The sequence below is a fragment of the Stenotrophomonas sp. DDT-1 genome, assembly GCF_001580555.1.
Taxonomy (GTDB): Bacteria; Pseudomonadota; Gammaproteobacteria; order Xanthomonadales; family Xanthomonadaceae; genus Stenotrophomonas; species Stenotrophomonas sepilia.
This window is the reverse complement of the sequence record NZ_LEKR01000001.1, coordinates 31,945-53,904: the sequence shown is the minus strand read 5'-3', so window position 1 is coordinate 53,904 and position 21,960 is coordinate 31,945. Positions and strand designations below refer to the sequence as shown.

The following is a 21,960-nucleotide window of genomic DNA, read 5'->3' as shown; positions in this document are numbered from 1 at the left end:
GGTCACAGATATATGTACCCAACCATCCCGGGTGCAGGGACGAAGGCGGGTGCCACGGAGTCGGCAGAACACGTAGTTGCGTGCGTCGCCGGTGCCGGGATTTCGTCCCAGGTCACCCATTGAACTTCGGCCCGTCTGAGGGCTGAGCGGGGAAATCAACATGTGGCAGTCGACGACGTCGCGCATTCGCGCGGGCGGTAGATGCGTTCATCCCGGAGAAAACCTGCAGTACCTGCACCCCGGCCGCTGGATGGCGGCCGGCCTGTTGCTGCTGCTGGCAATGCTGGCACCCTCGCTGGCCTGGGCTGCGGCCTATGCCACCGGTGGTAGCAGCCCGTATCGCAACACCGTGCTGTGGTTGACCTGGGGCGGCGGTGCCAATGGCGTGAACAACGTCGCGCTCAACGACGGCGCGACGTCGTCCATCGATATGCCTGTGGCGGCAGGAGTGAACCTGCGTGTGGACTGCCGCCTGAACACCGCCGAGACCGGTGTGCTGCGCAGCTATCGGCCTGGCAACTTCGGCGGTGACAGTCTTGACGATCTGTACAACATCGGCGGCACTGGCACCAGCAACCAGCTGATTGCCGGCATCGCACGTGCGGGCGGCACCTCCAGTTTCAGCATCACCTGCACGTCGACCCTGGGGGGGACGCCCTACCGCCTGCGCGGCGTGGTGATGGCCGATGCCGAATCGATCAACAACAGTGGCGAGTTCGTCGAAGCCAGCGCGCAGGGCACCTGGAATGTGGTAGAGGTTCGCAAGAACCTGGCCAATGCCACCCCCTATCTGGTGAACAAGTCGACCAGCGGCGCCAACCAGGTGATCCGCTTCGGTCCCGGCAACGACGACAACACCGCGGCCGTTACCTTCCTCAGTTTCGACAATGCCGCACACGCGCCGGGCGACTTGGCGGTGAACATGGGCTTCTCGATGCGCGGCGGCGGCACCACCGCCATCGCCATCGGCCTGCTGGTGCCGTATGCCGATTTCGGTGACGCACCGCAGAGCTACGGCGATGCCATGCATGTGGTGGACGATCTGCAGTTCCGTTCCGATGGTATTCCGCAGGGCGCCAGCAACTTCAACATCAATACCGCCGGTTACACGCCGGGTGGCTTGGCACCACCGTTGACTGATTTCCTCGGCAGCCTGGGCCCGGATACCGAACAGAAGAGCAGCTACAGCGCGGACGCACTGGGCGATGACAACTTCCCGCAGGTGGGGAGCCGTGAAGAAGATGCCTGGCCAACCAGCTACCGGTTGACGGTGATGCAGGCCGGTACGCTGATCACCCAGTCAGTAGCCTGCGTGGGCAATGGCAGCGTTGCCGGCTGGATCGACTTCAACCGTAATGGCACCTTCGATCTCAACGAGCGCAGCACGACCGCCGCCTGCAGCGGAGGCCAGGCGAACCTGGGCTGGACGGTACCCGGCGCGGTCAGCGCCGGCACGAGCTACGTGCGGCTGCGCTACTCCACCATCGCCGCGCAGATCCAGAACCCGACCGGCGTGGCTGATGACGGCGAGGTAGAAGACCACCGCATCACCATCGCCGCTCCCTCGCTGAAGGTGGTCAAGGGCAACAACGCCACCGGTGGCATCTGGAACTACGGGCAGGCCGGCACCCAGTACACGCTGACGGTGAGCAATACCAGTGATGTGCCCACCGCTAATCCACCGAATGTGCCGGTGGGCGCGATCATCGTGCGCGACCAGTTGCCGGCCGGGATCGTGCCGAACTGGACGGGTGCCCATGTGAGCGGCAGCTGGAGCTGTACGGCCAGTGGCCAGGATGTCACCTGCACCAGCAGCCAGCTGCTGGCTGCAGCCGGCAGCCCCGGCTCCAGCTCGGCCTTCACGTTGCCGGTGACGGTCACTGCGGCTGCTACCGGTGTGCTGACCAACCATGCCAGCGTGGGCGGCGGCTACGATCCCTTCAACAACGGCAATCCGCCGGTACCCGGCAGCAGCTGCACCGACGTTGACCACTGCACGCGCAGCGATGTGACCGTGCCGGTGACACGGGTGGGCTACGCCAAGCGTTCGAACACCGCCGGCCCGGTCGCGGTGGGTGCGACCGTGAACTATACGGTGGATGTCACCGTGGCCGACGGCAACACCCGCGATGTGCTGACCTTCACCGACACCCTGGGCACCGGCCTGGATTTCGCCAGCGTCAGCAGCCCCGGTGCATTCACTTGCAACGCGGCCAACCCCTTGGTGTGCACGCTGCCGGCCGGCACAGTGCCGGGCACCTATAGCCTGAGCTACGCGGCCACGGTGAATGCGCAGGCCAGTGGCCAGGTGGTCAACACCGTGGTCGGCACGGGCACTGACACGCCTACCTGCAGCGGCAACTGCACCACCACCACGCCGGTGGCGGCGCCGCGCATCTCGGTGTCCAAGGCCAGCGGCACCGCCGGTCCGGTCGCGATAGGCGACAGTGTTGCCTATACGGTGACGGTGTTGGTGGCCGACGCGCGCACCACGGCGGTGACCACGCTGACCGACACGCTGGGTACCGGCCTGGACTTTGGCAGCGTCACCAATGCGGGTAGCTTCAGTTGCACGCCAGGCAATCCGCTGGTCTGCACGCTGCCGGCCGGCACCGTTCCGGGCAGCTATGCGTTTTCGTACACCGGCGTGGTCAATGCGCAGGCCAGCGGCCAGGTGCGCAATGCGGTGGTGCCGAGCGGCACCGACAACCCCTCCTGCGTGGGCAGCTGCGATACCACCACGCCGATGGCCGCCTCGCAGGTGGTCTATGCCAAGCAGGCCTCGACCGGCGGCCCGGTACGGGTGGGTGACCGCATCGATTACACCCTGACTGCCACCGTGACGCGTGCGCGCACCCGTGCCGTGGTCACCCTGACCGATACGCTGGGCAGCGGTCTCGACTTCGCTGGCGTCAGCAGTGCAGGCGCTTTCACCTGCAATGCCGCCAATCCGCTGGTGTGCACGCTGCCGGCCGGCACCGTGCCGGGTACCTACAGTCTGACCTATGGCGGCACCGTCAATGCGCAGGCGAGCGGCAGTGTGCGCAATGCCGTGCTTGGCAGCGGCACCGACAACCCGTCGTGCAGCGTGAATTGCGATACCACCACCCCGGTGGCGACACCGGGCGTCAGCTATGCCAAGTCGGTGAACAGCACTGGTCCGGTTTCAGTGGGCGATCGCCTGACCTACACCCTGACCACGGTCGTGACCAACTCGCGCACCACCGATGTGGTGACCCTGACCGATACGCCGGGCACCGGCCTCGACTTCGGTGCGGTAACCAGCGCGGGCGCCTATACCTGCAATGCCGCCAATCCGCTGGTGTGCACCTTGCCGGCGGGAACCGTGCCGGGCAGCTACAGCCTGACCTACACCGCGGTGGTGAACGCACAGGCTACCGGCCAGGTCACCAATGCCGTGCTCGGCAGCGGCGGCGACAATCCGTCGTGTACTGCCAACTGCGATACCAGCACGCCGGTGACCGGCAGTGCGATTGATTATCGCAAGACCTCGGCCGCGGCTGGTTCGGTGAAGGTGGGTGACAGCATCGCCTACACACTGACTGCAGTGGTCAGCAACTCGCGCACCACGGCGGTGTTCACTCTGACCGACACGATGGGACCCGGCCTGGACTTCGGTGCGGTGACCGCCAGCCAGGGCTTCAGCTGCAATGCCGCCAATCCGTTGGTGTGCACGCTGCCGGCCGGTACGGTGCCGGGCACCTACACGGTGGACTACAGCGCGCGGGTGAACGCGCAGGCCAAGGGCAGCGTCAGCAACGCGGTGCTCGGCAGTGGCACCGGCACCAACACGTGCACCAGCAACTGTGGCACCACCACACCCGTACTGTCGACGGTGGTGACCTACCGCAAGCAGTCGAGCACCGCTGCCCCGGTTGCCGTGGGCGATGCGGTGGACTACAGCGTGGAAGTGACGGTCGCCAACTCGCAGACCCTCGATACGCTGACTCTGACCGATACCCTGGGCACGGGCCTGGACCTGCCGTCGGTCACCCAGCCGGGACCGTTCACCTGCAATGCCAGCAATCCACTGGTCTGCACGCTGCCGGCCGGCACTGCGCCGGGGACCTATACGCTGGGCTACCGGGCGCTGGTGAATGCCCAGGCCAACGGCAGCGTGCGCAATGCGGTGCTCGGCGGTGGCGGTGATACGCCCACCTGCAGTGGCGACTGCAGCACCGAGCATGCGTTGGCCGAGCCGCGCGTCGTGCTGGAGAAGCAGGCCGGCCCGGCCAGTGGCACCGAAGTGCGACCGGGCGACCGCCTGCGCTACACGCTGGTGGCCACGATCGAGCGCGCGGCATTGCGCCGCCCGCTGCAGCTGGTGGATACGCCCGATGCCGGCTTGAGCATCGAGAGTGTGCCGGCCGGGTGCGTCCAGCAGGGTTCTGACATCGTCTGCACGGTGCCTTCTGGCACCGCGATCGGTCGCCACGAATTCGTCTACCAGGCCGTGGTCAACCAGGAGGCCCGCACCGAGGTGCTGAACCGCTTGCGCGGGCAGTATCCGGATGGCTCGCCGCCGCCGGACTGCACGACCTGCGAGACGCGCCACAAGGTGGTGTCCGATTTCGCCCTGCGCATCACCAAGACCGCCAGCCCGCGCCGGGTGAGGGTGGGCGACCTGGTGCGCTACCAGCTGGTGGTGGAGAACGTGGGCGGCAGCCATTGGCGTGACGGCGTGGTGGTCGACACCCCGCCGCCGGGCTTCAGCTATGTCGACGGTTCGATGCGCGTGGCTGACGACGACGGTGCGTTCGCGCTGGCCAGCAGCCAGTCGCCGTTGCGCATCGGTGCGGTGGACATCGCGGTGGGTCGCAGCGCGACCATCACCTACCTGTTGCGGGTGGGTGCCGGCGTGCGCGCGGGCAACCACGTGAACCAGGCCGTGGCCACGGCTGACGATGGCACGCCGCTGTCGAACATCGCCACCGCCGAGGTGGCCATGGATGCCGATCCGTTGCTGGAAGACAGCCTGGTGTTCGGCACCGTGTTCGATGACCGCGACGGTGATGGCTGGCAGGACAGTGCCGAGCTGAGCGGCGTGCGTGTGCAGGGCGGGTTCGCTGCTGCGGCCTACGTGCCGGGCTCGACCACGCTGGATCGTGGCGAAGGCCCGCAGCCGCTGGCCGATGCCAGCGCGCCGCTGCTGCACGGAGTGCAGATTGGCGTGGTGCATGGTCGCGCGTCGACGTCCGACACCGCCGAGGCCCACCAGGTGGTGCTGCGCCAGCGCCTGCGCGAACTCTCCTTCAGCGATGACTTCGTGCTGGAAAGCGCGCAGGGCCATCGCCTGCGGATGGACGCGCAGGGCGCCACGCGCGTCGAACGCAGTGGTGACGCCGGCAAAGGACTGACCGCGGCCGAGCCGAGCGTGCGCCGCGAGATCGCCCGTGTCGCCGAGGGCTACGAAGTGGCTTACGTGATCGGCAACGAAGGTATCCAGGAGCAGGGCATCGCCGGTGTGCGTCTGGCCACGGTGGAAGGCCTGCTGGTCGAGACCGATCCGTTCGGTCGCTACCACTTGGCTGACGTGCACGGTGGTGACGCGCGCCTCGGCCGCAACTTCATCATCAAGCTGGACCCGGCGACGGTGCCGGCCGGTGCTGAACTGACCACCGAGAATCCGCTGCTGCGGCGGGTGACGCAGGGCATGCCGACCCGCTTCAGCTTCGGTGTACGCCTACCGCGATCGCCGCAGGCCGCCGCCGAGCGCATGGAGATCGCGCTGGGCGAGGTGCTGTTTGCATCGGGCAGCCGCGAGCTGCAGGCCAGCTATCGCCCGGTGCTGAAGAAGATGGCCGAAGTGGTGGACCGCTACCAGGGCGGCGACGTGGTGATTGCTGCCAACGGCGAAAGTCAGGCGCTGGCCTTCGCCCGCGCAGCGGCGGTGCGCGACGCACTGCAGGCCGAGGTTGCGGAAAGTGCGCGTGCGGGCCTGACCGTGCAGCTGCGCACCGATGTACGTGATCCGCACTCGCTGCTGGCCGGAGTGGATGCCGGTGGCGCGCTGCTGGGCAACGTGCTGTTCGACACCGACAAGGCCACCGTACGCGACGAGTTCAAGCCGTTGCTGGCCGCCATCGCCGCGCGCCTGGAAAAACTGGGCGGCGGCCAGGTCAGCCTGGTTGGTCACACCGATGTGCGCGGCAGCCATGCCTACAACCAGGCGCTGGGCCTGCGCCGTGCCAACGCCGTGTTCGAGGTGCTGCGCAGCCAGCTCAGCCCCGCCGTGCAGCAGCGCCTGCGCGTCCGCAACGAGGAGAGCGCCGCCACCCGTGCGGCCGCCCGCCAACAGGAGGCACGCCGATGAGCGCGCATCACTCTGCCGCCCACCGTGCGGCCCGCCTGCCGCGCGCTGCGCTGTACCAGGCCCTGCTGCTCGGCCTGGCCGGTGCCGCCCAGGCCGCGCCGCCCGCCGTCGAGCCGGCGCCGATCCGTTGTGACGGCACCCAGTGCAACGCCGAGGGCAAACTGTTGTTCAGCCTGCGCTCGCGCAGTTACGACGAGCCGGTGACCAAGGGCACCTCGACGCGTTCCAGTTCGGAGGACCTGCAACCGGACCGCCGGGTCAGCCTGGCGATCGATGAGCCGGGCAAGGCCACCGTGCGCGGCGAGTTCATGATCCGCCTGCCGGAAGGCGGCGCGATCTGGGCCACCGAAGATCCGGCGATGGGCCAGCCGGAACTGTCGGTCTCCGCACCGGGCATGGTCGCCTTCGACGAAGGCCGGATCGTGCGGCCGGTCGAGTTCTACGTGCGTGGCAACTACACCGCCTTCATCCAGCGCCTGGAGGTCAGCGTCTACCGTGGCAGCGACACGGATCGCGTAGCAGCACTGGCGACGTTCGAACTGCCGGTGGCCGCCGTTGCCCAGGGCGTGTGGGATGGCGCGTTGCCGGCCTCGACACCGCTGCGTCGCGGCGACCGGCTGGTCTACGTGCTGCGCGCCTTTGATGCCGAGGGCAATGCCGATGAAACCACCGCGCAGTCGATGCAGCTGGTGACGCCGGCGGAATTCGAGCGCGGCAACCAGCAGTTGCGTGACGCGCTGGAAGACCGCCGCGGTACCTCGGTGGACGCCAACCAGGCCGCGTCGTTGTCACTGCTGCAGAAGGTGTTCGATGGCAATGGCCTGCGCCAGCAGAACATCCCGGTGTACGGCTCGCGGGTGCGCCTGCGCGGCCGCGACCTGCCGCTGGGGGCGTCGCTGAAGATCAACGGCGACAGCTATCCGCTGGACCAGGATCGCAAATTCGCCGCCGAGTACCTGATGCCGATCGGCCATCATGCGTTCGACGTACGCGTGGAGCGACCGGATGCGCCGGCCATCGCGCGCACGCTGGAAGTCGATGTCAGCGGCCAGTACCTGTTCGGCGTCGGCCTGGCCGACATCACCGTGTACCAGAACAAGGCCAGTGGGGCAGGGCAGGACCTCGCCCGCGGCGAGCGCAATGATGACGTGCTCAGCGATGGCCGCCTGGCCTTCTACCTGAAGGCCAAGACCCGTGGCCGCTACCTGCTGACCGCACAGGCCGATACCCAGAACCGTCCGCTGGACGAGCTGTTCACGGGGTTCACCACGGCCGATCCGCGCGACCTGTTCCGCAGCCTGGACCCGGACCTGTACTACCCGACCTACGGCGATGACTCGCTGACCCAGCGTGATGTCGACAGCATGGGCCGGTTCTACCTGCGCATGGACTGGGACAAGAACCAGGCGCTGTGGGGCAACTACAATACCGGCCTGACCGGCACCGAGTACGCGCAGTATGTGCGTTCGCTGTACGGTGCGGCGCTGTCGTGGCGTTCGCGTGGTGCCAACGCCTGGGGCGATGCGCGCAGCGAGCTGCGCCTCTTCGGCTCACAGGCCGAAACGGCGCCGGGCCACAGTGAGTTCATCGGTACCGGCGGCAGCCTGTACTACCTGCGGCATGCCAGCATCCTCAGTGGTTCGGACCAGGTGGTGCTGGAAATCCGTGACCGCACCACCGGGCGCGTGGAGCAGCGCGTGCCGATGGTGCGCGGTGCCGATTACGAGATCGACGCCCTGCAGGGCCGCATCCTGCTGACCCGGCCGCTGGCCCAGGTGAGCCGCGAGAACCTGCGCCGGATCAGCCGTGACGTGCCGCTGGATGGCTATGAGCAGCGCCTGATCGTCGACTACGAATGGGTGCCGACCGGCTTCGACAGTGATGACATCACCGCGGGCTTACGCGGCAAGCACTGGTTGGGTGATCACGTGGCCGTCGGTGCCACCTACGTGGACGAGCAGCGCTCCGGCCAAGACTATTCGCTGAAGGGCGCGGACCTGACCCTGCAGGCCGGCCGTGGCACCTACTTGAAGGTCGAGCACAGCCGCAGCGAAGCGACCAGTGCGCCGGTGTTCTTCTCCGACAACGGTGGCCTGAGCTTCAGCCGGCTCAATCCGGAGGGGCCGCGCGAAGGCGAGGCGACCGCAGTTGAAGCGCGCATCAACCTTCGCGAACTGGGCTGGACCCAGCGCGACTGGAGCGCTGGCGCCTGGTGGCGCCAGGTGGACGGCGGCTATTCGGTGGGCCGCTTCGACACCGGGCAGCGGGTGCGCGAGCAGGGCGCCGAGCTGCTCGGCTACGTGACCGACGACTTCAGCCTGTATGCGCGGTACAGCGAGGCGCGGCGGGGCAACGAATCGTTGATCCAGGCCCAGGCGACGGCCGAATGGCGGATCGGCGAGAACGACCGACTGTCGGCCGAACTGCGTCGCGTGCAGGAAGACCGCGGTGCGGGCGGCAACGTGGCCGGCGTGCTGGCTGCGGCGCGCTACACGCACCGCATCGGTACGTCGCTGGATGTGTACGGCGGCGGCCAGCTGACCGTCGACGACGACCATGGCCGCTACGCCGACAACGACGCGGTGGTGGCCGGTGGCACCTGGACCTTCGCCAACCTGTCCACCATCGGTGCGGAAGTCTCGGACGGCGACCGTGGCACCGCCGCGCAGGTCAACGCCGAGTACCGGCTGACCCCGCAGCACAGCTTCTATGGTGCCTTCACCCAGTCCACCGACCGCAGCGAGTACGACCCGCTGTTCAGCCCCAACGCGCAGGATGGCTGGACGCTGGGCCAGCGCTGGCGCCTGTCTGATCAGGTCAACGTGTTCAACGAAAGCCAGTTCCTGAAATCCGGGCAGGAGTCCGGCCTGGCGCACACCTTCGGCATGGACTTCTATCCAGCGGTGGGCTGGAACGCGGGCTTCACCCTGAGCAACGGCAAGCTTGATGCCAGCAGTGGCCAGGTGGATCGCAAGGCGGTCAGCCTGTCCGGGGGCCGCACCGCGCCGGGCACCGAGTGGCAGAGCAAGCTGGAATGGCGTCGCGATACGGGCGCCGAGCGGCGCACGCAGTGGGTGAGCACCAACCGCCTCAGCCACCGCCTCAACGACAGCTGGCGTATCGCGGCGCGCTTCAACTATGCCGACACCGACGACGCGATCAATCCGGTGGCGGGCGCGCGCTTCGTCGAAGGCAATCTGGGCTTCGCCTACCGGCCGTGGGACAACGACCGCTGGGCGTTGTTCGGTCGCTACAGTTACCTGTACGACCTGTCGACGATGGGCCAGGTGAACGGCGTGGACTACGATCAGCGCACGCAGATCCTGTCGCTGGAAGGCGTGTACCGCATCGACCAGCGCTGGGAGGTGGCGGCCAAGGCGGCGCGGCGCGAAGGCGAGGTGCGTTATGGGCGCGGCACCGGCCCCTGGTTCGATTCGGCTACCAACTTTGCTTCGGGCCAGCTGCGCTATGACCTGTACTACCAGTGGCACGGCCTGCTGGAGTATCGCCTGCTGGATGTCCGCGACGGCGGCAGCAGGCAGGGTTGGCTGGCCGGTGTCGATCGCGATATCGGCCGCAACTTCCGCGTGGGTGTGGGCTACAACTTCACCGACTTCAGCGATGACCTGACCAGGTTCGATTACACCCATCGCGGGTGGTACCTGAACCTGGTGGGACGCTATTGAGGAGCGCAGCCGGGCATGGGCCCGGCTCTACAGGAACGGATACGCCGGGCCACGCCCGGCGACGGATCATTCCTGCCTGAGCAGTTCAACCAGCTGGCGCAGGCGATAGGGCTTGGGCAGGAACTCCACCTGCTCCGGAAGCGGCGGCAGCTGCGAACGTGCGTAGCCGGATGACAGGATCATCCGCGCCTGTGGTTGTTCGCGGGCGACGTGCTCGCTCAGCTCGATTCCGGACATGCCATTGGGCATGCTGACATCGCTGAACACCACGTCGAAGCGTGCGTCGCCCTTCAGCAACGCAGCGGCTTCATGCCCGTCGGCGGTGGTGGACACCTCGATGCCGAAATCGCGCAGGGCCATGCCGATCATCTCGCGCAGATCGTTCTGGTCCTCCACCATCAGTACGCGGATCGGGTCATCGGTCATGGGTAAATTCCTCGGTTGCGGGTAGCAGAAGGCTGACCGTGGTGCCGACACCGGGCGTGGTGGACACATCGACGAAGCCGCCGCTCTGGGTAGTGAATCCGAACACCTGGCTCAGGCCCAGGCCGCTGCCCTTGCCGATGTCCTTGGTGGTGAAGAAGGGCTCGCTGGCCCGCTCGGCGATGTCGGCGGCCATGCCGTGGCCTTCGTCGCAGACGCTGAGGGTGACATAGCCGCGTTGCAGCGTGGTGTCCGCATCCGGGTCGAGGCGATGTTCCAACGCGGTGCCGATCAGGATGCGGCCGCCATCGGCGGTGGCCTCCACGGCATTGGCCACCAGGTTCGCCAGGGCGGTCTGGAGCTGCATCGCATCGGTGCTCACCTGCGGCAGGCCCGGGGTGAGATGGGCATCCAGTACCACCGTGGGCGGGCAGGCGCGTTGCAGGTCCGGCAGCCACTGCCGTACCAGCGCATTGATGTCCACCGATTCCCGGATCAGGGTCTGGCCGGTGCTGAAGGCCAGCAGCTGGCGGGTCAGCAGCGCGCCGCGGTCGGTGGCTGCCTGCGCGGCATCCAGCAGCTCGGCTGCGCGTGCATCGTCACTGCTGACACGCAGCGACAGCAGGTCCAGGGCGTTGCCGATGGTGGTCAGCAGGTTGTTGAACTCATGTGAGAGGCCGCGGCTGAGCCGGCCAACCGTCTCGAACTGCTGGGTATTGCGCAGCGCACGCTGGGCATCGCGCAGCAGCCGCTGCGCTTGCCACTGCTCGGTGATGTCACGGGTGATCTTGACGAAGCCGAGCAGTTCGCCGGCTTCCACGACCGGTTCGATGACCACGCTGGCGCGGAACGACGATCCATCGCGGCGAACGCGCCAGCCCTCACTGGCGACATGCCCCTGCTGCGCTGCGACGCGAAGCAGGCGCTGGGGTTCGCCGGCCTCGCGGTCGGCGGCCAGGTAGAAGCGGCTGAAGTGCGTTCCCACCACTTCATCGGCTGAATAGCCTTTGATACGTTCGGCGCCCGGGTTCCAGCTGCACACGATGCCTTCAGGATCAAGCAGGTACAGCGCATGGTCGCGCACGCTGTCGATCAGCAGTCGCAGTTGTCGGGAAGGGTCCGTCAGCACGGACGTCGTAGAGGCGGCTGCGTCCACGTGTAAATAAGTGTTACCCCTGTGAGGGACGTGAAGCTAGGCACTCAAGTGTGAAGGATGCGTGCACACCTGACACGTGCCATTTGTCCTGTGCGGCTGAATGCGACACGGAGTACCATCTTCCACCCTTTGCCTTCTGGAACCGACCTGCATGCGTCCTGGTGCGACTACGCGTGACCGCTGGATCTGGATGACGTCCGCCGTGCTGCTGGCCGCGACCATCGCGTTGGAACTGGTCGTTCCGCTCGGCTACGCGGTATGGCTGGCCTACTTCCTCGCGGTCGGCGTGACGGTATTCCAGCGCAGTGCACGCGCGCCGTTCGTGGTCGCGGTGATCGCCTGTGTCCTGCTGGTGATCGGCTTCAACGTTGCGCCAGCCAGCAACAATTCGTCGTTCTCGCTTGTCAACCGTACCGTCGGTGGCTGCGCCTTCCTGATGATCGCACTGATCGTCTCGCGCGCGATCCAGGCCCGGCGCCAGGCGATGCGCGCGCTCTGGCTGCAGGAGGCCGAGAACGCCGTGGCGATGAGCCTGCGCGGTGACCTCGGGCCGGAGCAGATCGCCGAGGCGGCAGCAGTAAGCCTGGCCGGGCAGCTGGATGCAGAGGTCGGTGCGGTCTATCGCCTGGACGGCGGCCGCCTGCAGCTGACCGGTGGCGTGGCGCTGCCCTCCGGGACGCCGGCCTCCCTGGCCCTGCACGAAGGACTTGCCGGGCAGGTTGCCCGGGACGAACGCATCCGCCACCTGCACGGCGAAGATGCTGCCGTGCTTGAACTGCAGACCAGCCTGGGCCGGCTGCCGGTGCGCGAGCGCATCCTGGCGCCGATCAACAGCGATGGTGCGGTGGTCGGTGTGATCGAGCTGGGCCGCGCGCGGGCGGGTGAACAGCGTGATCTGGACCGTGAGCTGCTGGAGCGCTGCGCCGACACCATCGGCATGGCACTGCGCGCATCGCTGCTGCGTGCGCAGCTGGTGGTGCTGCTGGAAGAGTCGCAGCGCCAGGGCGAGGAGCTACAGGCCCAGCAGGAAGAGCTGCGCGTGGCCAACGAGGAACTGGAAGAGCAGAGCCGCAGCCTGTTGCAGTCGCAGAGCCACCTGGAAGAACAGCAGGCTGAGCTGGAACAGAGCAACGTGCAGCTGGAAGAGCGCACCCACGAGCTGGAGGCGCAGAAGCAGGCGCTGCTGGTCGCGCAGAGCCAGCTGGTGCGCAACAGCAACGAACTGGCCGCCACCTCGCGCTACAAGTCCGAGTTCCTGGCCAACATGTCGCATGAACTGCGTACGCCGCTGAACAGCTCGCTGATCCTGGCCAAGCTGCTGGCCGACAACAAGGACGGCACGCTGACCGAGGAACAGGTGAAGTACGCGCGTGCGATCCTGTCGTCCAACAACGACCTGCTGGCGCTGATCAACGACATCCTCGACCTGTCGCGCATCGAGGCCGGCCATGTCGAACTGTCCGATGAAGTGGTGGTGGTCGAGAGCGCGCTGCAGCGCCTGCGCGAGACGTTCGAGCCGATGGCGCGGCAGAAGGGCCTGGCCCTGCAGATCGAAGCCGACGCCCTGGCACCGACCCAGATGGTGGTTGACAGCCAGCGGCTGCAGCAGATCCTGAAGAACCTGCTGGCCAACGCGGTGAAGTTCACCGAGCATGGCAAGGTCAGCCTGCACGTGCGTGCCGGCGGCAACGGCCGCATCCGGTTCGAGGTCTGTGACACCGGCATCGGCATTGCCCGCGAGCAGCTGGACGTCATCTTCGAAGCGTTCCGCCAGGCCGATGGCAGCACCCGCCGTCGCTACGGCGGCACCGGCCTGGGCCTGTCGATCTCGCGCGATCTGGCCGAGCGCATGGGCGGCGGCATCCAGGTCGACAGTGAGCCCGGGCGCGGCAGCTGCTTCATCCTGGAGCTGCCGTTGCAGGGGGCGCCCGCGGCGAGCGCAGCCGACGCTGCCGAGGTCCCCGTGGCAGCGCCGCCGACGGCGCCGGCCGTGCTGCCGGCCGCGCCCGTACGCGCTGCGACCGCAGCAGCGCCGGTTACTGCGATGGCCGGCGTAGCCGACGACCGCGGTCGCCGCCAGCGTGCCGGGCGCCTTATCCTGGCGGTCGAGGACGATGCCACGTTCGCCGAAGCGCTGGTGGCGCTGGCCCATGAACTGGACTTCGACTGCGTGGTGGCGGGCACGGCGGAAGAGGCGCTGGCCCTGGCCAGCGAACTGCGCCCGAACGGCATCCTGCTCGATATCGGCCTGCCGGACGTGTCGGGCCTGAGCGTGCTGGAACGCCTGAAGCGCAACCCGGACACCCGCCACATCCCGGTGCATGTGGTCTCGGCCACGGACCGCAGCCAGGTAGCGCGCGAGCTCGGCGCGATCGGTTTTGCGATCAAGCCGACCACGCGCGAGCGGCTGGTGACGGCCATCGAACAGCTGGAACAGACCAGCCAGCGCGACATGCGGCGGCTGCTGATCGTGGAGGACGACAACGAGCTGCGCCACAACCTGGAACTGTTGCTGGGCCGCGACCAGCTGCAGATCGTCGCCGTAGGCACTCTGGCCGGCGCACTGGAACAGCTCAGTACGGTCACGTTCGACTGCATGGTGATGGACCTGTCGCTGCCCGACGGCAGTGGCTACGACCTGCTCGAGCACATGGCCGGCAACGACGATGTCGGTTTCCCGCCGGTGATCGTCTATACCGGCCGCGCACTCAGTCGCGAGGAAGAGCAGCGCCTGCGCCGCTATTCCAAGAGCATCATCATCAAGGGCGCACGTTCGCCCGAGCGCCTGCTGGACGAGGTGACCCTGTTCCTGCACAGCGTTGAGGCCAGCCTGCCCAGCGACCAGCAGCGCCTGCTGCGCGAGGCCCGCCGTCGCGACACCGTGCTCGACGGTCGGACGGTGCTGCTGGCCGAGGACGACGTGCGCAACATCTTCGCACTGTCCAGCGTGCTCGAACCCCTCGGCGTCACGCTGGAGATCGCGCGCAATGGACAGGAAGCGGTGGATCGGCTGGCCGAGCGCGAGGTCGACCTGGTGCTGATGGACATCATGATGCCGGAGAAGGATGGCCTTGCTGCGATGCGCGAAATCCGCGCGCAGCGCCACCTGCAGGACCTGCCGATCATCGCGCTGACCGCCAAGGCCATGCCGGACGACCGTGAGCGCTGCCTGCAGGCCGGCGCCAACGACTACATCGCCAAACCCATCGACGTCGACAAGCTGGTCTCGCTGTGCCGGGTCTGGTGCTCGCGGCAATGAACGAGCAGGCCCTGTTCGACCTGGAGCTGAAGGTGCTGCTGGAAGCGCTGTACCAGCGCTACCACTACGATTTCCGCAGTTATGCGGTGTCGTCGCTGCGCCGGCGGATCCGCCAGGCCATGCAGCGCTATGAGTGCGAGCGGCTGGCCGACCTGCAGCACCGCCTGCTGCACGAGCCGGACCTGTTCGCGCAGGCGATGCAGTTCTTCACCGTGCAGGTCTCGGAGATGTTCCGTGACCCGGCCTATTTCCGCGAGCTGCGCGAGCAGGTGGTGCCGGTGCTGCGCACCTACCCGTCGGTGAAGCTGTGGGTGGCCGGTTGCAGTACCGGCGAGGAAGTGTGGTCGCTGGCGATCCTGTTGCACGAGGAAGGCCTGCTGGAGCGCAGCATCGTCTACGCCACCGACATCAATCCGGCAGCCCTGGCCACCGCCGAGGCCGGCGCCTATGGCATCGACCGGATGGCTCAGTTCAGCCGGAACTACCTGGCGGCCGGTGGCACCGCCTCGCTGTCCGACTACTACGCCACGGCCTACGATGGCGCGGTGTTCGATCGCCAGCTGCGCCGCAACGTGGTGTTCGCCGACCACAGCCTGGCCACCGACACCGTGTTCTCCGAAGTGCATCTGGTGTCGTGCCGCAACGTGCTGATCTATTTCAACCGCGATCTGCAGGACCGCGCGGTAGGCCTGTTCCGTGAAGCGCTGGTGCATCGCGGCTTCCTTGGCCTGGGCAGCAAGGAGTCGCTGCAGTTCGGGCGCCACCACGGCGCGTTCGAGACCTGCTCGCGGGAGCATCGCCTGTACCGGAAGGTTGCCTGATGGCACTGCCGACACGACCGGCGGTGCTGGTGATCGGGGCCTCGGCGGGTGGGGTCGCGGCGCTGCAGGCGGTGCTCGGCGCGCTGCCCGCGGCTCTGCCGGCGCCGGTGCTGGCGGTGCTGCACCTTCCGCGCGATCGCAGCAGCCGCATCGCCGAAGTGCTGGCGCCGTACTGTGCGCTGCCGGTGCGCGAGGCCGAAGACAAGCAGCCGCTGCAGCCTGGCACGGTGACCTTTGCGCCACCGGACTATCACCTGCTGGTGGAAGACGCCGGTTCGCTGGCGCTGTCGGTGGACGCACCGGTGCTGTTTTCGCGCCCGGCGATCGATCCATTGTTCGAGTCGGCTGCGGCTGTGTTCGGCGCGCAGGTGCTGGCCCTGCTGCTGACCGGTGCCAGCAGCGATGGTAGTGAAGGGGTGGCCGCGGTGCGCGCCGCCGGCGGCCGCGCCTGGCTGCAATGTCCCGAGGAGGCCGAGGCATCGATGATGCCGGCCTCCGCCCTGCAGCACGCCGGCGCCGATGCCGTGCTGCCCCTCGAACTGATGTGCCGTCGCCTGAAGGAGCTGTTTGCATGAACCTGTTGCCGCCGGACCCTGCGCAGTCGCAGACCCCGGTCAACCTGCTGATCGTCGATGACGTGCCGCAGAACCTGGTGGCCATGCAGGCGCTGCTGCAGCGCGAGGGCGTGAACCTGCTGCTGGCCGGCTCGGGCGCACAGGCGCTGGAACTGCTGCTCGAGCATGAGGTGGCGCTGGCCCTGCTGGACGTGCACATGCCGGAGATCGATGGCTTCACCCTTGCCGAGCTGATGCGCGGTTCACACCGCAGCCGGGATGTGCCGATCATCTTCCTGACCGCCTCGCCGGACGACCCGCTGCGCGCGTTCAAGGGGTACGAAACCGGCGCGGTCGACTTCCTGCACAAGCCGGTGGCGCCGCAGGTGATCCTGAGCAAGGTCAATGTCTTCATCGAGCTGTACCAGCAGCGGCAGCTGCTGAAGGCGCGCAACGAGGCGCTGGAGCGCTCGCTCAAGCTCAACGAGACGATGGCGGCGGTGCTCACCCACGATCTGCGCACGCCGCTGTCGGCGATCCTGCTGTGTGCCGACAAGCTGGCGCTGGAGCTTCCTGCGGGCAATGACGGCGCGCAGCAGACCTTGAAGCACCTGGAGGCCAGCACGCTGCGCATGGCGCGCATGGTCGAGCAGCTGCTGGACTTTTCGCGGATCCGCAGCGGCGGGCTGCGCCTGCAGGCCAGCGCCTGTGATCTTGCCGAGGTCACGCGTGCGGTGGTGGCCGAAGCGGGCAGCGCCCACGGCCACGCACGGCTGCATCTGGATATGCAGGGTGATACCCGCCTGCAGGGTGATCTGGATCGGCTGGGTCAGGTTGCCGCCAACCTGATCGGCAATGCGCTCACCCATGGCAGCGAGGCGAGGGTGGAGGTGGACGGCCGTGATCCGCGCAGCGTGCTGCTGCGGGTGAGCAACGCGGGACGGATCGACGACGCGCTGCTGCCGCGCCTGTTCGAGCCGTTCAAGGCCAGCTTCCATCCCAGCAATGGCCTGGGGTTGGGCCTGTATATCGTCGATCAGTTCGTGCGCGCGCACGGCGGGCACATCGCAGCGCGCAATGAAGCCGGTCAGGTGGTGTTCGAAGCCCGGTTGCCGAGGCGCACAGAGGGGCTGCCGGCGGCCGCTACCTGAATTCTTCAGGAAACACCTGCGGGCACTGAGACGGACTCGTCCGTAGCTGCTACCGTGGGTGTACATCTTGTCAAGGAAGCGCCATGCCACTGCGTGCCATCGCCTACGTCAGCCAGGCGCTGCCGGATCTTTCCGCTGAACGGCTGCGGGCGCTGGTCGATGATGCAGCCCGTTTCAACAAGATGGCGGGCGTGACCGGTGTGCTGCTGCATGACGGTGGGCGATTCCTGCAGTACATCGAAGGGCCGCCGGATGGTATCGATTCGGTGTACGAACGCATCCTGCAGGCCGGTAGCCATATCGACATCATCGAACTGGCGCGTGGCCGCCTCGGCCAGCGCCAGTTTCCGTACTGGTCGATGCGCGCGTTGCCGGTGGAGGAGGCGCTGCTGCGGCAACTGTCTTCCAGCGACTGGTCAGGTTTCACCCGCGCGTTGCAGGGTGACCTGTCGGCGCCGACCCCGGTGGATCTGCTCGATCAGGTCGTGCAACCGGTGCTGCACGCAGGTTGAACCTGCGTGGAAGGTTCAGCGCGCTGCACTTCCGCAGTACGCGGCGTGCAACGCCTGCAATACGCCCAGCGCCGGCCCTTCCACCACCCGGTAGTGGATCGCCTGCGCTTCGCGCCGGGTCGCGACGATGCCAAGTCCGCGCAGCACCGCCAGATGTTGGGACAGCGCTGATGCGCTGAGCCCGGTCAGTGCCTGCAGTTCCGGTACTGGCGCCTCGCCTTCGACCAGCCGGCACAGCACGCGCAGCCGTGCCGGGTGGGCCAGGCTTTTGAGCAGGGCTGCAGCCTCGGCGGCGTGTTCGGCCATGGCGGCGCTGTCGAGCGGGGTGCGGGCCATGGTTGACCTTTTGTTTTAGAAGACGCTAATTTAGAAAAAGCTAATTCAAAAGGCAAGCGAATGAACGGGACAACTGGAGGCAGGTCATGACCGTGCCGTGGGCCGCCGTCGCGGGGGGCGCGTTGATCGGTGCGGCGGCGGTGGTCTTGCTGGCAACCACGGGCCGGGTAGCCGGCATCAGCGGCATCGCCGCTGGCAGCGTGCGCGCAACGCCGGGCGATCGCGGCTGGCGCTGGGCATTCCTGCTCGGCCTGCTTGCCGCTGGCGGGGGTGTGCTGTACTGGCAGGCCGTGCCAGGCCAAGCGCCCCGCAACCTGTTGCGCGACGCCTTGCCGGCGTGGCAGCTGATCGGTGCCGGCCTGCTGGTCGGCTTCGGTACGCGGTTGGGCAATGGCTGCACCAGCGGTCACGGAGTCTGCGGCCTGGCCCGCGGCTCAAAGCGGTCGCTGCTGGCGGTGCTGGTGTTCATGGCCTGCGCCATGCTGACCACGTTCCTGATCCGTCACGGCGGAGGTTTCGCATGAGCCGCGCGATGGTGGCCGCCGGTGCGGCAGGCGCGCTTTTCGGCGCAGGCCTGGCGTTGGCCGGCATGACCGATCCGCGCCGCATCCTCGGTTTCCTCGATATCGCTGGCGATTTCGATCCCACCCTGGCCTGGGTGCTGGCCTCTGCATTGCTGGTCAGCGCGGTTGGCCAGCGCTGGGTGCTGCGGCGCCCGCAGCCGTCATGCGCAACGCGCTTCCAACTGCCCGCCGCGCGCGCTGTCGATGTACGCCTGGTGCTGGGCGCGGCATTGTTCGGAATGGGTTGGGGCTGGGCAGGCTATTGCCCGGGCCCTGCCATCGCCGGGCTGGCGGTGGGATCGCGCGAAGCGCTTTGGTTCGTGCCGGCGATGCTTGCAGGTTTCTGGCTGCACGATCGCCTAGTTCGCCGGGGCTTCACCGCTGTATCACCCTGAATCGCGTCATATCCACGGATCACGGGGAAAGGAGGGCAACAACATGGCACGGATGAAGTGGAAGGAAAGGGCACTGCTGGCGGTCGCGCTGGCTGCCGCAGTGGCACCGGCGCTGGCCTGCACGCGCGCGGTCTACCTGGGCAACAACGGTGATGTGATCACCGCTCGCTCCATGGACTGGAAGGTCGATGTGGCGACCAACCTCTACGTGCTGCCGCGCGGCATCGCGCGCACCGGCCAGGCCGGGCCGAAGTCGCTGGCCTGGACGGCGCGCTACGGCTCGGTGGTGGCCACCGGTTATGACGTATCGACCACCGATGGCATGAACGAGAAAGGCCTGGTGGCCAACCTGCTGTGGCTGGTCGAATCGGAGTATCCGAAGCAGCGCGGCAACAAGCCGGGCCTGGCCATCTCACTATGGGCGCAGTATGTGCTGGACAACTTCGCCACCGTAGACGAGGCGGTCGCGGCGCTGCAGCGCGAGCCGTACGCGATCGTCACCGACAAGGTGCCGGGCGAAGACCGCCAGGCCACGCTGCACCTGTCGCTGTCAGATGCCAGTGGCGACAGCGCCATCGTCGAATACATCGGCGGTCGCCAGGTGATCCACCATGACCGGCGCTACCAGGTGATGACCAACTCACCGATCTTCGAGCAGCAGCTGGCACTCAACAGCTACTGGCAGCAGATCGGCGGCACGGTGATGCTGCCGGGCACCAACCGCTCAGCCGACCGTTTCGCGCGCGCCTCGTTCTACATCAACGCCATTCCCAAGGCGGAAGACCCGGTGGTGGCGCTGGCCAGTGTGTTCAGCGTGATCCGCAACGCCTCGGTACCGTATGGCATCACCACCCCGGGCGAACCGAATATTTCATCCACGCGCTGGCGCACCGTGGCCGACCACAAGCGGCGGTTGTACTTCTTCGAATCGGCACTGACACCGAACACCTTCTGGGTCGACCTGAACAAGGTCGATTTCGGCGGCAAGGTGCTCAAGCTCGATCTCGGTCCGGACCAGCGCAATACCTTTTCCGGCGACGCGCTGGGCCACTTCGTGCCCAGCGCACCGTTTGCGTTCCTCGGCGTCGACGGTTAGTTCGACGCCTGGCTGGACGCGGGATAGACCGCCTGGATCGTGCAGCCGCCGCGGGTGTACTGCGGCAGCGGCGCCAGCGCGTCGTTGCGCAGGTCACCATTCTCGAATCCGGCGGTGAGGATGCGATCGCCCGGATTGCCACAGATCAGGCCGTTCTGCATGCCGGAGTGGAAGCTCAGCTGTGGCGCACGGTCGAGCTGGCGGCAGTGGCTGCCAAGCTCCACGCGATAGTAGCGGTGACCCCCATTGCGATGCGGATTGGTCTCCACCAGCATGCCCTGCGGGTCGGACGACCACGCGCGCACGTTGCGCGTGGCAAAGCAGTACGACGGCGAACCACCGAAACTGCGGCGGATGTCCCTGCGCTCGCGGATGGTCAGGGCGGGCAGGGTGGCCATGCGCAGGCGGTCGCTGTCGCGGGCCACGCTGGCGTAGTCGCGATCCTGCACGGGGGTCACCGCGCTGATCGCGCAGCTGCGGCCATCGACCACCACACGCTCGCTGGGGCGACCGCAGGCCCAGCCGGCGGGTGCTTCAAGTTTCAGCGTGGTAGCACTGCGGACGCCGGGACACTCTTCGCTGAAGTCGATCCGATAGGCCTGGCCGGAGGCGGCTCGCAGGGCGATTGAACGCGATGACGCCTGCTCCACTTCCTGGACGCCGACCGCGTCCATGCAGTGCGGGGCCGGTGGCGTACGTTCCTGCGCGGAGGCCGAGGCGGTGAGCGCCAGGCCGAGGCTGATGGCAAGCACCAGGGACAGCCGCTGATGGGTCATGACCTGCACTCCCTGCGTTGGATGACGGATCGACTATAGCAGCGGTTTGCACGGCCGTTGTTACACGCGCACACTGCCCGGATGGGCGCCATCTTCCATCTGCGGCACTACGGGCAGGCCACCGGCCTGGACCGCCATGACTACGCGCAGTGGGTGCTGCCGCTGCAGGGCGAACTGCAGTTCGAGATGGAAGGGCGCGGCGGCCGGCTGGACCTGCTGCAGGGGGCATTTGTCGCCGCCGGCGAAGCACATGACCAGATGGCGGACGGCCCCAATGGTTTCGTGATCGTTGATTGTCCTCCAGGCGTGCTTGATGACGGCACGCAGGAGCATCTGTGCCGGCAGCGCTGGCTGCATCTGCCGCTGGCATTGCGTCGGCGCCTGGCCGAGGTGCAGGCAGGGCAGCCGATGCCGGCGCTGCTGCCGCAGTTGCTGCAGGTATTTGCACCGGCGGGCAGTGGGGCGCGCATGCAGGGCCTGTGCGCGGCGGTGCAGGCCGATCCCGGCCGGGCCTGGCCGGTTGCCCGGATGGCCGGATTTGTCGGTGTCAGCGAGGGCCGGTTGCACGCATTGTTCCAGCGCGAGTTCGGGCTGAGCCCGCAGGCCTGGCTCAGTGCGTGCCGCTTGCGTTGGGCCAAGCATCAGCTGCGCACCACTGCCGCGCCGATCAGCGATATCGCACTGGCTGCAGGTTATTCCGAGCAGAGCGCACTGACCCGTGCGCTGCGCCGCGAATGTGGCCAGACCCCCGCTGCGTGGCGCAGGGGTGCCGGCTGAGTTGTAGAGCCGAGCCGATGCTCGGCTGCCGTTGTCTGCACAACGGCGAATCGCAGCCGAGCATGGGCTCGGCTCTACAGAGGTGACAAGGCAGTAGCCTCGGTCAAGAGTGCCCACCGGC

At 67.4% G+C, this 21,960-nt stretch carries 14 protein-coding genes and 1 pseudogene; 11 read left to right on the top strand and 4 right to left on the bottom strand.

Features of this window, described 5'->3' with window-relative positions; genetic code table 11:
* Nucleotides 1-160 precede the first annotated feature (160 nt).
* Together AB839_RS00205 and AB839_RS00200 are read left to right on the top strand one after the other, a co-directional pair.
* Nucleotides 161-6,334 (top strand): CshA/CshB family fibrillar adhesin-related protein, encoded by a 6,174-nt coding sequence (locus AB839_RS00205; protein WP_241776725.1) that lies wholly within the window; start codon nt 161-163, stop codon nt 6,332-6,334.
* The gene (locus AB839_RS00200) at nt 6,331-10,020 is read left to right on the top strand and encodes a hypothetical protein (protein WP_061477851.1); all 3,690 of its coding nucleotides are present in this window, start codon (nt 6,331-6,333) and stop codon (nt 10,018-10,020) included. Before AB839_RS00205 ends, AB839_RS00200 begins: the two co-directional genes overlap by 4 nt.
* A gap of 66 nt (nt 10,021-10,086) precedes the next feature.
* Here the strand turns inward: AB839_RS00200 and AB839_RS00195 are convergent, their stop codons facing one another.
* The gene (locus AB839_RS00195) at nt 10,087-10,446 is read right to left on the bottom strand and encodes a response regulator (protein WP_061477850.1); all 360 of its coding nucleotides are present in this window, start codon (nt 10,444-10,446) and stop codon (nt 10,087-10,089) included.
* On the bottom strand, nt 10,436-11,572 hold the full coding sequence (locus tag AB839_RS00190) for a PAS domain-containing sensor histidine kinase (protein ID WP_061477849.1): 1,137 nt from the start codon (nt 11,570-11,572) through the stop codon (nt 10,436-10,438). Before AB839_RS00190 ends, AB839_RS00195 begins: the two co-directional genes overlap by 11 nt.
* A gap of 178 nt (nt 11,573-11,750) precedes the next feature.
* Between AB839_RS00190 and AB839_RS00185 the strand changes: the two genes are divergently transcribed.
* From AB839_RS00185 to AB839_RS00165, 5 genes are all read left to right on the top strand, one after another.
* Entirely contained in the window at nt 11,751-14,858 is a 3,108-nt protein-coding gene (locus AB839_RS00185) for a response regulator (protein ID WP_061477848.1), read from the top strand.
* Nucleotides 14,855-15,679, top strand: a complete 825-nt coding sequence (locus AB839_RS00180) for a CheR family methyltransferase (RefSeq protein ID WP_005416310.1) — start codon at nt 14,855-14,857, stop codon at nt 15,677-15,679. Before AB839_RS00185 ends, AB839_RS00180 begins: the two co-directional genes overlap by 4 nt.
* A complete protein-coding gene (locus AB839_RS00175) occupies nt 15,679-16,254 on the top strand; it encodes a chemotaxis protein CheB (RefSeq protein WP_049413816.1) in 576 nt (191 codons plus the stop codon). Before AB839_RS00180 ends, AB839_RS00175 begins: the two co-directional genes overlap by 1 nt.
* Nucleotides 16,251-17,384 (top strand): hybrid sensor histidine kinase/response regulator, encoded by a 1,134-nt coding sequence (locus tag AB839_RS00170; RefSeq protein ID WP_061477847.1) that lies wholly within the window; start codon nt 16,251-16,253, stop codon nt 17,382-17,384. The genes AB839_RS00175 and AB839_RS00170 overlap by 4 nt, the downstream gene beginning before the upstream one ends.
* Nucleotides 17,385-17,467: 83 nt before the next feature.
* Nucleotides 17,468-17,896 carry a BLUF domain-containing protein gene (locus tag AB839_RS00165; protein ID WP_061477846.1) on the top strand — a complete coding sequence of 143 codons (429 nt, stop codon included), beginning with the start codon at nt 17,468-17,470 and terminating at the stop codon, nt 17,894-17,896.
* Between the two features lie 15 nt (nt 17,897-17,911).
* Here the strand turns inward: AB839_RS00165 and AB839_RS00160 are convergent, their stop codons facing one another.
* Nucleotides 17,912-18,232 (bottom strand): metalloregulator ArsR/SmtB family transcription factor, encoded by a 321-nt coding sequence (locus tag AB839_RS00160; protein WP_061477845.1) that lies wholly within the window; start codon nt 18,230-18,232, stop codon nt 17,912-17,914.
* A gap of 80 nt (nt 18,233-18,312) precedes the next feature.
* Between AB839_RS00160 and AB839_RS00155 the strand changes: the two are divergent.
* The 3 genes and pseudogenes from AB839_RS00155 to AB839_RS00145 all read left to right on the top strand — a co-directional run.
* A pseudogene (locus AB839_RS00155) lies at nt 18,313-18,756 on the top strand (hypothetical protein); the annotation flags it as partial.
* Nucleotides 18,753-19,190, top strand: coding sequence for a DUF6691 family protein (locus tag AB839_RS00150; protein WP_061477843.1), 438 nt, complete (start codon nt 18,753-18,755; stop codon nt 19,188-19,190). The pseudogene AB839_RS00155 and the gene AB839_RS00150, both read left to right, overlap by 4 nt.
* Before the next feature lie 43 nt (nt 19,191-19,233).
* Nucleotides 19,234-20,286 carry a linear amide C-N hydrolase gene (locus AB839_RS00145; protein ID WP_061477842.1) on the top strand — a complete coding sequence of 351 codons (1,053 nt, stop codon included), beginning with the start codon at nt 19,234-19,236 and terminating at the stop codon, nt 20,284-20,286.
* On the opposite strand, the gene AB839_RS00140 is transcribed toward AB839_RS00145, so the two are convergent.
* Nucleotides 20,283-21,062, bottom strand: coding sequence for a DUF6491 family protein (locus AB839_RS00140; RefSeq protein WP_061477841.1), 780 nt, complete (start codon nt 21,060-21,062; stop codon nt 20,283-20,285). The two genes, AB839_RS00145 and AB839_RS00140, sit on opposite strands and share 4 nt — an antisense overlap.
* Before the next feature lie 81 nt (nt 21,063-21,143).
* Between AB839_RS00140 and AB839_RS00135 the strand changes: the two genes are divergently transcribed.
* The gene (locus AB839_RS00135) at nt 21,144-21,839 is read left to right on the top strand and encodes an AraC family transcriptional regulator (RefSeq protein WP_061477840.1); all 696 of its coding nucleotides are present in this window, start codon (nt 21,144-21,146) and stop codon (nt 21,837-21,839) included.
* Nucleotides 21,840-21,960: the final 121 nt, after the last annotated feature.